The following is a 13,176-nucleotide window of genomic DNA, read 5'->3' on the forward strand; positions in this document are numbered from 1 at the left end:
ATAAATTTCGGTCACTGTGTACAAGCCGGTGCGTGGAGCATCCGGATTGCAGCCCTCCGGCAAGGCGACACCTTCAAAGGTCATGCCTTCCTCGATCTCCGCAGGGAACAGCGCCCGGGGCTCCAAAAACAGCAACTGGTCGTCAAAGTCGCCAAAGGCATCCTCTGGTTCCAGGTGCAATGCCAGCGTAGCGCCGGGTCCATGGCCTTGCAATGCTTCTTCGATGCGAGGCAGCAGGTCGTCACCGCCCACCAAAAACTCGACGGGGTCATCAAGGACATCCAGCTCTTCGCCCAGGGTGTCCTTCAGCGTCCAGGTCAGTGCGACCACACATTGTTGGGTAATTTCCATAGGAGAATTGTCGCAGTTTGACCAACGACCCCGCAAAGGGGTGGACCTGTTCCCATGGATATTCAACAACCTCTCCCTCTTCTTGGTGGCCTGACCGCTGCGCAATTCATGCGCCGCCATTGGCAAAAGAAGCCTTTGCTGGTGCGCCAGGCGATTCCTCAGTTTGCGCCGCCGGTATTGCGCACGGAGCTGTTTGCGTTGGCCGCCGAGGAGACGGTGGAATCTCGGCTTGTACAGTTGGTCAAGGGCTCGTGGAAGCTGCGCCATGGCCCCTTCACTCGCCGCGCCCTGCCTGCCTTGCAACAACCGGACTGGACCTTGCTGGTGCAGGGGGTGGATCTGCACAACGACGCAGTACACGCGCTGATGCAGCAGTTCCGGTTTGTCCCTGAAGCCCGGCTTGACGATCTCATGATCAGCTATGCCAGCAACGGTGGAGGTGTGGGGCCGCATTTCGATAGCTACGACGTCTTTTTGCTTCAGGCCCACGGCAAGCGGCGTTGGCGCATTGGGCGGCAAAAAGACCTGAGCTTGCGCGAAGACATTCCCCTCAAGGTGCTCGCGCACTTCGAGCCCGAAGAAGAGTTTGTGTTGGAGCCCGGCGATATGTTGTACCTGCCCCCGCGCTATGCCCATGATGGCATCGCCGAGGGGGAATGCATGACGTACTCCATCGGTTTTCGGGCACCAACACGCGCGGAGCTTGCGCAGGAGCTGCTGGTGCGCCTAGCGGAAGACGCTGCGGATGATGACAACGCCTTGTTGTACCGGGATGGCGGGCAGGCCGCTGTGGCGCAACCCGCCGCTATTCCTCTCGGCCTTCAAGATTTTGCGCGCGACGCGCTGAGCCGCGCCCTTGCGCAGCCGCTGGTCCTGGAACGGGCGTTGGGCGAGTATCTGACGGAGCCCAAGGCCAGTGTGTGGTTCGAGCCAGGTGATGCCGGGGTGATGCTGGAAGGCGTGCGCCTGGACCGCCGCAGCCGCATGATGTACGACGCGCAGCATATTTTCATCAATGGCGAGAGCTACCGCGCGGCAGGTCGGGATGCCACGCTGATGCGGCGCTTGGCCGATGAGCGGCAGCTTGCCGCGCGCGATCTGGCGCGGGCGAGTGACGACGCACTGGAACTGCTTTCGTCGTGGTGCGACGCGGGCTGGGCCCACGTGTGGACTGAATAGCTGCTACGAGGAAAGCCATGACTGATCCATCCGCATCTCCCGCTGGACCTTTGGGTGTTTTGCCGACGGGGCGGTTCAGCGGGCGCGAAGCGTTCCAGCAACTGGTGCGCAGCGCGATCGCCACAGCCGCCCGAGAGGGGTGGCCGGAAATTTTCATCAGCGATGCCAATTTTCACGACTGGCCTTTGGGGGAGCGCGAGGTAGTCGATGCGCTGCAGGACTGGGCACGGAGCGGTCGGCGATTCACGATGCTGGCCAGCGCCTATGACGATGTGATTCGTCGCCATGCACGTTTTGTGCGCTGGCGTGGAACGTGGGACCACATCATCACCTGCCGACGCAGTCCCGCGGCTGACCCGCTGGACCTGCCCAGTGCTTTGTGGTCGCCGCACTGGGTGATGCACAGGCTTGACCCGGAGCGTTGTGTAGGTGTGACCGGAAGCGAGCCCGACCGCCGTGTGTTGTTGCGCGAGACGCTCAACGAATGGGTGCGCAGCAAAAGCTCCCCGGGGTTTCCGGCCAGCACGCTGGGGTTGTAGCGGGTTCGAATGTGCTGCAAGATTTTTTTGCACCACGTTAAAGCCTTGTAAACCTTTCGTCAGTGTTAGTCAGTATTGACTAAATGCCAATATAATCCGTGGTTGTGCCAAAAAGGTGCAATCCAAGTGCATCGTGCCAATGCGTACAGGGGCTTTCTCCAAAGCCTTGCGCGGTGGCTTTTCAAGATTCTGTCTGTTCAACTAGGAAATCTAAATGAAGAACTCTCTCGTTCTGGCCGCCCTGATCGCTGCTGCTGCACTCGCCGCCTGTGGCAAGAAGGAAGAACCCGCTCCAGTACCAGCTCCCGCTCCCGTGGAAGCACCCGCAGCTGCACCTGCTCCAGCTGCAGAAGCCGCCGCTTCGGACGCTGCCGCTTCGGCCACCGCTGCTACTGATGCTGCTTCGGCTGCTGCAGATTCTGCCAAGGCAGCTGCTGACTCTGCTGCATCTGCCGCTACCGGCGCAGCTTCCGAAGCCAAGTAATTCGCTTCTGGCGGCGCCAAGCTCACCTTCGGTGGGTTTGTTGTCGGTCACAAAAGCCCCGCACCTTCTGGGTCGGGGCTTTTTTTCGTCTTGTTCTGCGGAAAACGGTGGGTGAAAGCGCTTCTTGTGCCTGTGCTCAGGCCACATCGTGCCAGTCCGTTCCAGAGGAGGGGCTCGCAACAAGGATTTGAGCGGCATCCCAGCCCACCGCGTCTGCCAGAGCTTGTTGGGCGAGTTCGGGGGCGTTGTTGCGAGCGCTCAGATGCGCTGCCACTACGCAGCGAAGGCCGGGGTGCATCACGGCGCGCAGAATGTCGGCGCTGGCAGCGTTGGCCAAGTGTCCAAACCTGCCGCCCACTCGGCGTTTAAGGAAGGCCGGGTAGCTGGAGGCCGCGAGCAGATCGGGGTCGTGGTTGGCCTCGATCATCAGTGCATGGCAGCCTTCCAGTTGGCGCAGCACATGGTCGCTGGCATGCCCCAAATCGGTCATGACGCCCAGGTGAGCGCTTCCGTCTGAGCACCGCAGTTGCAGGGGCTCGCGCGCATCGTGGGGCACGGTGAATGGCTGGGCGCTGAAGGTGGCCAAGTCTATGGTTTCCATATCGCGTGCCACACGCAGCCATCCCCCGAGGTCGGGCGACCCCACCGCCGCATAGGTGCCAGCACTCATCCACACCGGAATGCCATAGCGCACAGCCAGCGTCTGTGCACAGCCAACGTGATCGGAGTGCTCGTGCGTGATGAAAACGGCATCGAGGTCTTCGGGCAACAGGCCTGCCAGCGCCAGGCGTGCCTGAAGTTGCCTGATGCCAAAGCCGCAGTCGATGAGCAGGCGACTGGTGGTGCTGCCAGAGTGCCCCTCTACGACCGTGGCATTGCCCGTACTCCCGCTGCCGAGGTTCTTGAATCGCAGCATGGGGAGGGCAACGGGGTTCGAAGGCTTGCGTACCTGCCAGCCAAGGTGCCAAAGACAGGCGAGGTGGCAGGTTGGGCGGGCAGCTCGGGCTCAGCCAACGCGGGGTGCGCGAGGGCGAGCCCGATGCCGGTGAGTTACTTCAGGTCGTCGGCAATCACGCGAACAATGCGCTCGGAGTTGGCAGAAGACTCGGGGGCGCCTGCTTCATTCAGCACAGACACCGTGCTGGCCTCGCCCTGGCTGCGCACAACGATGCGGTACTTGAGGGGTGGCGTGGCTGCGGACGAGCCGCTGAACAGCTTGCCGAAGAATCCTGGCTCCTTCTTGTCGGCGTTGGGTGCCACATACCGGACGAAATAGGTTCCTTCGTTGCGGTTGCGGTCTTCCACGGTGAATCCGGTGCGGTCCAGCGCCAGACCGACGCGGCGCCATGCACGGTCAAAGCCTTCATCCATCTGCACCACCGGAACGTTGTTCACGCTGGCGATCCGGGCCGACTGGGCGCGCGGCGCTGGCGTTGCGGCGATGGCTTTGGATTGTTCCTGGCTCACGCCGAGTTTCACCATCAGGCGGCGCAGAAACTCGGTTTCGAGTTCTGGGTCCGATGGGCGGGGTTGCCACACAGTGTTGTCTTTGGTCGCGGTGCCATACACCTCGACCATGCCGCGGTGGCTGACGTATATTTCTGTGCCGCCGCTGGCGTTGCGCTCCAGGCGCGTGCGGAACTTGTCGCGTTCGCCGGTCGAATACAGGGAGTCGAGCAGCTTGCCCAGTGCCGAGCGGATGAAATCCTGGGGCAGCTTGGCGCGGTTTTCGGCCCAGTCGGTTTCCATGATGCCGACGTTGGAGTCAGCCTGGGCCAAGTTGAAGCCGCTTTCTTGCCAGAAGTCGCGCACGGGCTCCCACAGCTTGTCGGCGGGGCGGTTGACCACCAGCCAGCGCTGGTTGCCGTCGCGTTCGATGCGCACATCGCCCAGCGCCAGCGCCGCAGCATTGGCGGTGCCGGAAGACTGCGCTGCCTGCCCGGCCTGCATGGCGGCGGCCGAGACGGAGGTGCCGGGGATGGCGTAGCGGGAGTCGCGCGACAGCTGGGTCAGGTCTGGAGGGACTTCCAGCGTCGAGCCCTTGGCGGCGCTCTTGTAGTCGATCTTGTCGCCTTCGAGGGCGGCGCAGGCAGACAGGGCCATGGCAAGGGCCAGCAGGCTGAGGCGGGTGGTAGCAGCTTTCACGCGGAAATCCTTGGGAAATGTCTCAGGGGGAGCGGGCGCAGAGCCCGGATTAGATCAGACCGCTGGTGCGCAGCGCAGACTCGACCACCGCTTCGTTACCGCTGGACAGCGGCGTCATGGGCAGGCGCATGGTGCCACCACACAGACCCATGCGGGCCATGGCCCATTTGACGGGGATGGGATTGGCTTCGACAAACAGGTTTTTGTGCACCGGCATCAGCTGAAACTGGATCTGCATCGCACGCTGTACATTGCCGGCCAGCGCTGCCACGCACAGCTCGTGCATCAGGCGGGGCGCCACGTTGGCCGTCACGCTGATGTTGCCGTGGCCACCGCACAGCATCAATGCCACGGCGGTCGGGTCGTCGCCCGAATACACGGCAAAGCTCTTGGGAACATCACGGATGAGCCATTGGGCGCGTTCGATGTTGCCGGTGGCTTCCTTGATACCAATGATGCCCGGCACCTGGGTCAGGCGCAGCACGGTGTCGTGCAGCATGTCGCCCACCGAGCGGCCGGGCACGTTGTACAGCACGATGGGCAGGTCGCCCGTGGCTTCGGCAATCGCCTTGAAGTGCTGGTACTGGCCCTCTTGCGTGGGCTTGTTGTAGTAGGGCACCACCTGCAACTGGCTGTCGGCACCCACGCCGCGCGCGAACTTGGCCAGTTCAATGGCCTCGGCGGTGGAGTTGGCACCGCAGCCCGCCATGATGGGCACGCGCTTGGCCGATTGCTCCACGGCCACGCGGATGATCTCGCAGTGTTCTTCGACGTTGACGGTGGGCGATTCGCCTGTGGTGCCCACCACGCCAATGCAGTCGGTGCCTTCGGCAATGTGCCAGTCGATCAGTTTGCGCAGGGCGGGGTAGTCCACGCTACCGTCCTCGTGCATGGGAGTGACGAGGGCGACGATGCTGCCGGTGAGGGCGACGGAAGAAGATGTCATGTCCGCAGTGGTAAACGGTAAAAGGGCATTCTAACTAGGCGACACAGGCAAAAGATGTCGTGAGGGTCCGCCAGGCTGCGGGAGTTCCCGCACGGCCGTGATGCGCTGCACAAAGCGGTCGGGGTTTTGCAGAAAGCCCGCCTCGTAAGCCACCACCCGCAAACCGGCGCAGGCCTCCATCAATTCACCGGGCTGCAGCAGAAACTCCGGCCGGGCAGGGCGCCCCACGGTTTCGTTGCCTTGGGCAAAGGTTTCATAGATCAGCACGCCGCCCGGCGCCACGCTGCCGACGATGACAGGCAGCAAGGGGCGCCAGAGATAGTTGGTGACCACCACGGCGCCAAACTGGCGCCCCGCCAGGGGCCAGGGGCCGTTTTCGATATCGGCAGGGACCAGCTCGCCCAGCCCCTCGCAGGCGGCCAGGGCCTCGGCTGATCGGTCCACCCCCACCACGTGGTGGTCCAGGCCGCGCAGCCAGCGCAGATGCCGCCCCGCGCCACACGCGACATCCAGGGCCGTGCTGCCCGGGGCGATCAAGTGCGACCAGCGGCGAACCCATTCGGAAGGCGGTTCAGTGCCGTGCATATTTGCTATATTAATAATAGCTACTAGCGCTTGATGGATAAGCGCTAGAGGCCAAAAACACTTAAAAAATGGGCGGGAATCAGAAGCACGACCACACCTGGTCGGCCACCATCACCATGAAGTCGGGCACGGAGTACATACCGAACACCGCCAGGCACGCCAGCACGGCCCCCGTCCATGCCAGCCAGCGCAGAGCAGGTCGCACCGAGGGGGCGGGGTGGGCGGGAGTGGCGTTCATGGCGGGCCGGGACAGAGGTTGGTGCGTGGAGTGTTGTCGTCAGGCGGGTTGGGGCGCATGGCGCTGGATGGGGCTTTCCTTGACCGGCAGGTTCACCAGACCGGCAAACACCCCCAGACCGATGGCGATGTACCAGACGATATCGTAGCTGCCGGTGGCGTCATACAAATAACCGCCCAACCACACGCCCAGGAAGCTGCCGATCTGGTGGCTGAAGAACACAAACCCCCCCAACATCGACAAATGCTGCACCCCGAAGATCTGCGCAATGGTGGCGTTGGTTGGTGGAATGGTGGACAGCCACAGCGTGCCCATCACTGCCGAGAACACATAGACCGACAGTGGCGACAGCGGCACGATGAGGAACACGCTGATGGCGATGGCCCGCGCAAAGTAGATGAACGCCAGAATGAACCGCTTGGGCACGCGCTGCCCCAGCGTGCCTGCGATGTACGTGCCGAACACATTGAACAACCCGATCAGCGCCAGCGCGTAGCTGGCCACCTGGGGCGACAGGCCGTGGTCCTTGAGATAGCTGGGCATGTGCACGCCGATGAACACGACCTGGAACCCGCACACAAAGTAGCCCGCCATCAGCAGATTGAAGCTGGGGTAGCGAAACGCCTCGCCCAGCGCCTGCACAATGGTTTGCTCACGTTTGACGGGCGCAGAGCCTTTGAAGCCCGGCTCGCGCAGTCCAAACGCCAGCGGCACGATGAGCAGCACCATCAACGACAGCGCCAGCAGCGCCTGTTGCCAGCCCAGACCGGCAATGAGCCATCCCTCCACCGGCACCATCAAAAACTGGCCGAACGAGCCTGCAGCCGCTGCCACTCCCATGGCCCACGACCGGCGTTCGGGCGCAATCTGCCGCCCCAGCACACCATAGATCACCGCATAGGTAGTGCCTGCCTGGGCAGCCCCAATCAGCACACCGGCCGTCAGCGCAAAAAGCAAAGGAGTGGTGGACATCGCCATGCCCGCCAGGCCCAGCCCGTACAGCACCGCCCCCCCCATCAGCACGCGAAATGCGCCAAATCGGTCGGCGAACATGCCCGCAAAAATGCCGATCAGCCCCCAGGACAGGTTCTGGATGGCAATGGCCAGTGCAAACGACTGGCGGGTCCAGCCCATTTCTTGCGTGATGGGCAAGAGCCACAGCCCGAACCCGTGGCGAATGCCCATGGACAGGGTCACGATGGCTGCACCACAGGCGAGCACCTGGAACATGGACAGTTTGGGAGTATTCATATGCATGCGCAGGAATGTAGCCAGATTGGGCGAAACCTGCTGATACACGTGGGACCAATACAGTTGGCAACAGGGACGGGGGTGAACTGGTTTTATATCCAGCTATTGCTGCGCTGCCGCACTACAATCCGCCGCTATGTCTGCCAAACCGTCTTCTGCTTCCACCAGCGAATATTCCGAGGGCTCGATCCGCGTGCTCAAGGGCCTGGAGCCCGTCAAGCAACGCCCGGGCATGTACACCCGCACCGACAACCCGCTGCACATCATCCAGGAAGTGCTGGACAACGCGGCCGATGAAGCACTGGCGGGCTACGGCAAAAAAATCCGGGTCACGCTGCACGCCGATGGCTCGGTCAGCGTGGAAGACGACGGGCGGGGCATCCCTTTTGGCATGCATCCTGAAGAAAATGCGCCGGTGATCGAACTGGTGTTCACCCGCCTGCATGCCGGTGGCAAGTTCGACAAGGGCAAGGGCGGGGCCTACAGCTTCTCAGGCGGCCTGCATGGCGTCGGTGTATCGGTGACTAATGCGCTGGCCACACGGCTGGAGGCCACCAGCTACCGTGAAGGCAAGGCTGCGCGCCTGGTGTTTTCGGCAGGTGATGTGATCGAACCCCTGGTGGCGCGTGCGCTGGAGGCGGGCGAGCGCAAGCAGGGCACCTCGGTGCGCGTCTGGCCCGACGCCAAGTATTTCGAATCCAGCGCGCTGCCCATGGGCGAGTTGACCCACCTGCTGCGCAGCAAGGCCGTGCTCATGCCCGGCGTGACGGTGCAGCTGGTGAACGAGAAAACCCGCGACACACAAACCTGGCAGTACAAGGGCGGCCTGCGCGATTACTTGATGCAGACGCTCAACGGCGACCCGGTGATCCCGCTGTTTGAAGGCGAAGGTTTTGCCGACCGCAACAACGAGAGTTTTGCGGAGGGCGAGGGCGCATCGTGGTGTGTCGCCTTCACCGAAGACGGCCAGCCCGTGCGCGAGAGCTACGTCAACCTGATCCCCACCAGCGCGGGTGGCACGCATGAAAGCGGCCTGCGCGACGGTTTGTTCAACGCCGTCAAGAGTTTCATCGAGCTGCACAGCCTGCTGCCCAAGGGCGTGAAGCTGCTGCCTGAAGACGTGTTCGCCCGGGCCAGCTACGTGCTCAGTGCCAAGGTGCTCGACCCGCAGTTCCAGGGCCAGATCAAGGAGCGCCTGAACTCGCGCGACGCGGTGCGGCTGGTCAGCGGCTTCGTGCGCCCCGCGCTCGAGCTGTGGCTGAACCAGCACGTCGACTACGGCAAGAAGCTGGCCGAACTGGCCATCAAGGCCGCGCAAACGCGCCAGAAGGCGGGTCAGAAGGTCGAAAAACGCAAGGGCTCCGGCGTTGCCGTGCTGCCCGGCAAGCTCACCGATTGCGAAAGCAAGGACATCGCCCACAACGAAGTGTTTTTGGTCGAGGGCGACTCGGCCGGCGGCAGTGCCAAGATGGGCCGCGACAAGGAAAGCCAGGCCATCCTGCCGCTGCGTGGCAAGGTGCTCAACACCTGGGAGGTGGAGCGCGACCGCCTGTTTGCCAACAACGAAATCCACGACATCTCGGTGGCCATCGGTGTGGACCCGCACGGCCCCAACGACACGCCGGATTTGAGCGGCCTGCGCTACGGCAAGGTCTGCATCCTGTCAGATGCCGACGTGGACGGCTCGCACATCCAGGTGCTGCTGCTCACGCTGTTCTTTCGCCACTTTCCCAAGCTCATCGAAACCGGCCACATCTACGTGGCGCGCCCGCCGCTGTTTCGCGTGGACGTGCCCGCGCGCGGCAAAAAGCCCGCCGCCAAGATGTATGCGCTGGACGAGGGCGAGCTGACCGCCATCCTCGACAAATGCGCCAAGGACGGCGTGCCCAAAGAGAAGTGCCAGATCAGCCGCTTCAAGGGCCTGGGCGAGATGAACGCCGATCAGCTGTGGGAAACCACGCTCAACCCCGACACCCGCCGCTTGCTGCCCGTCCAGTTGGGCGACATGGACTTTGCCGCCACCGAGGTGCTGATCACCAAGCTCATGGGCAAGGGTGAGGCCGCCTCGCGGCGCGAGCTGATGGAACTGCATGGCGATTCGGTCGAGATCGATATCTGACCGACGTTGACACTGGATCTGCCGTGCAATCTGCCATGAAAAATTCAAGCAAAAAAGGCCTGCTGCGCTTGTGCTGTATGGGTTTGTTGCTCATATTTATGCAGCAAACGGCCCATGCAGACCTGTGGGCCCACGTGGACGCCCGGGGCGTCACGCATTTCGCGTCCGAACAGGTGGATGACCGGTACCAGCTGTTCTTTCGGGGCAACGACTTTGACTCTACCCGCGATGTGCCCGCCAGCGCGGCGCCCATGCCCTATGCGTTGCCCGCTGCGGGCGCGCGCCTGCTGGTCTTTTTTGACATTGCGCCCGGCTACAAGCGCGTCAAACACCACCTGCGCGCTGCGTCCGCCCAACATGGCGTGGACTACGAACTGCTGCAGGCCGTGATTGCTGCCGAGTCCGGTTTTGACGCCACGGCTGTGTCGCCCAAAGGTGCGGTGGGCCTCATGCAGGTGATGCCCGCTACGGCGAGCCGGTTTGGCGTCAGCGGCGATGCCAGGCGCTCGGTAGAGCAAAAGCTGGCCGACCCCGCCGTGAACGTGCCCACTGGCACTCGTTATCTGCGCCATCTGCTCGACCTGTTCCCCGGCCGCATGGACCTGGCTGTGGCCGCCTACAACGCGGGGGAAGGTGCGGTGCAACGTGCTGGCAACCAGATTCCGGCCTACAAGGAAACGCAGAACTACGTGCGCACCGTGCTGGGCTTGTATGCCCAGCTCAAGCCGCCCGCGCCTGTGCTGGCCCAGCGCGCTGCGCCCGGCGGCCGCGTGCGCATGGAACTGTCGGGTGGTGCCCTGAACCGGGGCAATCTGCCGCCCGAGCGCGTCGCGCAAACGCGAAGCGCCTCCCCGAACGTGAACGAAGAACCTGTACCCAACGAATGAGCGACCAACCCACTCTCGATTTCACCACCGCAGGCGATGACGGGGGCGACTCCCTGAGCCTGGCGGGCTATGCCCAGCGCGCTTACCTTGAATACGCGCTGTCCGTCGTCAAAGGCCGTGCATTGCCCGATGTGTGCGACGGCCTCAAGCCGGTGCAACGGCGGATTCTGTATTCGATGGACCGCATGGGGCTGTCGTACAGCGGCCCCACGCGCAACGCGGCGGCCAAGCCCGTCAAAAGCGCCCGCGTGGTGGGTGACGTGCTGGGCCGCTTTCACCCGCACGGCGACCAGTCGGCCTACGACGCATTGGTGCGCATGGCGCAGGACTTTGCCCAGCGCTACCCGCTGATCGACGGCCAGGGCAACTTCGGCAGCCGCGATGGCGACGGCGCCGCGGCCATGCGCTACACCGAGGCGCGCCTGTCGCGCATCACCAGTCTGTTGCTCGATGAAATCGACGAAGGCACAGTCGATTTCATGCCCAACTACGACGGCAGCACGGAGGAGCCGCGCCAGTTGCCCGCGCGCCTGCCGTTTGCGCTGCTCAACGGCGCCAGCGGCATTGCCGTGGGCCTGGCCACCGAAATCCCGAGCCACAACCTGCGCGAAATTGCCGACGCCTGCATTGCGCTCATCAAGACGCCGTCCATCACCCAGGAAGAGTTGCTGGCCATCGTGCCGGGCCCGGACTACCCCGGTGGCGGCCAGATCATCAGCAGCCCTGGCGACATTGCCGATGCCTACCGCACGGGCCGCGGCAGCCTCAAGGTGCGCGCACGCTGGAAGATCGAAGAACTGGCGCGTGGCCAATGGCAGCTGGTGGTCAACGAGCTGCCGCCCGGCGTGAGCACGCAGAAGGTGCTCGAAGAGATCGAAGAAATCACCAACCCCAAGGTGAAGGCGGGCAAGAAAGCGCTGAGCCAGGACCAGACGCAACTGAAGGCCAGCATTCTGGCCGTGCTGGATGTGGTGCGCGACGAGTCGAGCAAGGACGCGCCTGTGCGCCTGGTGTTCGAGCCCAAGACCGGCAAAACCCCGCAGCAGGAACTCATCACTGCGCTGCTGGCACACACCAGCCTCGAATCCTCGGCCCCCATCAACCTCACGATGGTGGGGCTCGATGGCCGGCCCACCCAGAAGTCGCTGCGGCAGATGCTGGAAGAGTGGATTGCCTTCCGCCAGACCACCATCACCCGCCGCACTCAGCACCGTTTGAACAAGGTGCTGGAACGCATCCATATCCTCGAAGGGCGGCAGATTGTTCTGCTGAATATCGACGAGGTGATTGCCATCATCCGCCAGGCCGACGAGCCCAAGGCGGCGCTGATTGCGCGCTTTAACCTGAGCGACCGGCAGGCCGAGGACATCCTGGAAATCCGCCTGCGCCAACTTGCGCGGCTGGAAGCCATCAAGATTGAGCAAGAGCTGAAAGAGCTGCGCGAAAGCCAGGGCAAGCTCGAAGACATTTTGAACAACCCTGGCTCGCTGCGCCGCACTATGGTCAAGGAAATCGAAGCCGACGCCAAGACCTTTGCCGACGCGCGCCGCACGCTGATCCAGGCCGAGAAGAAAGCCGTGGCCGAAGTGAAGGTGGTGGACGAACCCGTCACGGTGATCGTTTCGCAAAAGGGCTGGGTGCGCGCGCGCACCGGCCACGGACACGAGGCTGCGAGCTTTGCGTTCAAGGCAGGCGATGGCTTGTACGGCACGTTCGAGTGCCGCACGGTCGATACCCTGCTGGCCTTTGGCAGCAACGGCCGCGTGTATTCGGTGGCCGTGTCGCTGCTGCCCGGTGCGCGCGGCGACGGCCAGCCCGTGACCACGCTCATCGAACTGGAATCGGGCACGCAGTTGCTGCACTACTTTGCGGGCCCGGCCAACGCCACGCTGCTGCTGTCCAACTCGGGCGGCTACGGCTTTTTGGCGGCGGTGGAGAACATGGTCTCGCGCCAGAAGGGCGGCAAGGCCTTCCTCACGCTGGGCGAGGGTGAGACCGTGTGTGTGCCTTCGCACGCGGCGGGCACCACGGGCAGCAAGCCGGTGCTGCCTGCCACGCATGTGGCTTGCGCGTCCACCGGCGGGCGCATCCTTACGTTCGAGATCAGCGAGCTGAAGACCATGGCCAACGGAGGCCGGGGGCTGATGCTGATCGACCTGGAAGACAAGGACCAGCTGGCGGGCGCCGCAGCCTACACACGCAGCATTCGCCTGGATGGCATCGGCCGGGGCGGCAAGCAGCGTGACGAGACGCTGGAGATTCGCAGCTTGAACAACGCCCGCGCCCTGCGCGGACGCAAGGGCAAGGCGGCGGACCTGGGCTTCAAACCCAACGCAGTGACGCGCGTGGAATAAGAGCGTGTTCAATGCCTTTTTGGAGATCGCATTGGAGTGCAATCGGGATGAGTGGATGCTTCGGATGCGCCGCATGGGCCCATGCCCATGCAAGCAGC

13 protein-coding genes are annotated in these 13,176 nt (G+C 63.4%); 6 read left to right on the forward strand and 7 right to left on the reverse strand.

What is annotated here, in order from left to right; translation table 11 throughout:
* On the reverse strand, positions 1-351 hold a 351-nt coding region (locus ACK41V_RS21795), incomplete at its 3' end, for a peptidylprolyl isomerase (RefSeq protein WP_409785517.1).
* 54 nt (positions 352-405) lie between these two features.
* Between ACK41V_RS21795 and ACK41V_RS21800 the strand changes: the two genes are divergently transcribed.
* The 3 genes from ACK41V_RS21800 to ACK41V_RS21810 all read left to right on the forward strand — a co-directional run bounded on the left by ACK41V_RS21800 (position 406) and on the right by ACK41V_RS21810 (position 2,553).
* Positions 406-1,530 carry a JmjC domain-containing protein gene (locus tag ACK41V_RS21800; RefSeq protein ID WP_409785519.1) on the forward strand — a complete coding sequence of 375 codons (1,125 nt, stop codon included), beginning with the start codon at positions 406-408 and terminating at the stop codon, positions 1,528-1,530.
* Between the two features lie 17 nt (positions 1,531-1,547).
* Entirely contained in the window at positions 1,548-2,069 is a 522-nt protein-coding gene (locus ACK41V_RS21805; RefSeq protein WP_409785521.1) for a hypothetical protein, read from the forward strand.
* A 214-nt stretch (positions 2,070-2,283) separates the two neighbouring features.
* Positions 2,284-2,553 carry a hypothetical protein gene (locus tag ACK41V_RS21810; RefSeq protein ID WP_409785523.1) on the forward strand — a complete coding sequence of 90 codons (270 nt, stop codon included), beginning with the start codon at positions 2,284-2,286 and terminating at the stop codon, positions 2,551-2,553.
* A gap of 136 nt (positions 2,554-2,689) precedes the next feature.
* Here the strand turns inward: ACK41V_RS21810 and ACK41V_RS21815 are convergent, their stop codons facing one another.
* The 6 genes from ACK41V_RS21815 to ACK41V_RS21840 all read right to left on the reverse strand — a co-directional run bounded on the left by ACK41V_RS21815 (position 2,690) and on the right by ACK41V_RS21840 (position 7,724).
* Complete coding sequence (locus ACK41V_RS21815; protein WP_409785525.1) at positions 2,690-3,469, reverse strand: MBL fold metallo-hydrolase; 780 nt, start codon at positions 3,467-3,469, stop codon at positions 2,690-2,692.
* Between the two features lie 134 nt (positions 3,470-3,603).
* Positions 3,604-4,698: an outer membrane protein assembly factor BamC gene (gene bamC / locus ACK41V_RS21820; RefSeq protein ID WP_409785527.1), complete on the reverse strand. Its 1,095-nt coding sequence runs from the start codon at positions 4,696-4,698 to the stop codon at positions 3,604-3,606.
* A 49-nt stretch (positions 4,699-4,747) separates the two neighbouring features.
* On the reverse strand, positions 4,748-5,644 hold the full coding sequence (gene dapA, locus ACK41V_RS21825; protein WP_409785529.1) for a 4-hydroxy-tetrahydrodipicolinate synthase: 897 nt from the start codon (positions 5,642-5,644) through the stop codon (positions 4,748-4,750).
* A gap of 30 nt (positions 5,645-5,674) precedes the next feature.
* A complete protein-coding gene (locus ACK41V_RS21830; RefSeq protein ID WP_409785531.1) occupies positions 5,675-6,229 on the reverse strand; it encodes a class I SAM-dependent methyltransferase in 555 nt (184 codons plus the stop codon).
* Between the two features lie 79 nt (positions 6,230-6,308).
* On the reverse strand, positions 6,309-6,467 hold the full coding sequence (locus tag ACK41V_RS21835) for a hypothetical protein (RefSeq protein ID WP_409785533.1): 159 nt from the start codon (positions 6,465-6,467) through the stop codon (positions 6,309-6,311).
* A 39-nt stretch (positions 6,468-6,506) separates the two neighbouring features.
* On the reverse strand, positions 6,507-7,724 hold the full coding sequence (locus tag ACK41V_RS21840) for an MFS transporter (protein ID WP_409785534.1): 1,218 nt from the start codon (positions 7,722-7,724) through the stop codon (positions 6,507-6,509).
* Between the two features lie 130 nt (positions 7,725-7,854).
* On the opposite strand from ACK41V_RS21840, the gene ACK41V_RS21845 reads away from it, so the two are divergent.
* From ACK41V_RS21845 to parC, 3 genes are all read left to right on the forward strand, one after another.
* On the forward strand, positions 7,855-9,837 hold the full coding sequence (locus tag ACK41V_RS21845; RefSeq protein ID WP_409785536.1) for a DNA topoisomerase IV subunit B: 1,983 nt from the start codon (positions 7,855-7,857) through the stop codon (positions 9,835-9,837).
* Between the two features lie 98 nt (positions 9,838-9,935).
* Positions 9,936-10,724, forward strand: coding sequence for a lytic transglycosylase domain-containing protein (locus ACK41V_RS21850; RefSeq protein WP_409785538.1), 789 nt, complete (start codon positions 9,936-9,938; stop codon positions 10,722-10,724).
* Positions 10,721-13,078: a DNA topoisomerase IV subunit A gene (parC, locus tag ACK41V_RS21855; protein WP_409785540.1), complete on the forward strand. Its 2,358-nt coding sequence runs from the start codon at positions 10,721-10,723 to the stop codon at positions 13,076-13,078. Before ACK41V_RS21850 ends, parC begins: the two co-directional genes overlap by 4 nt.
* Positions 13,079-13,176: the final 98 nt, after the last annotated feature.

The organism is Acidovorax sp., from assembly GCF_046291265.1.
Lineage (GTDB): Bacteria > Pseudomonadota > Gammaproteobacteria > Burkholderiales > Burkholderiaceae_C > Acidovorax.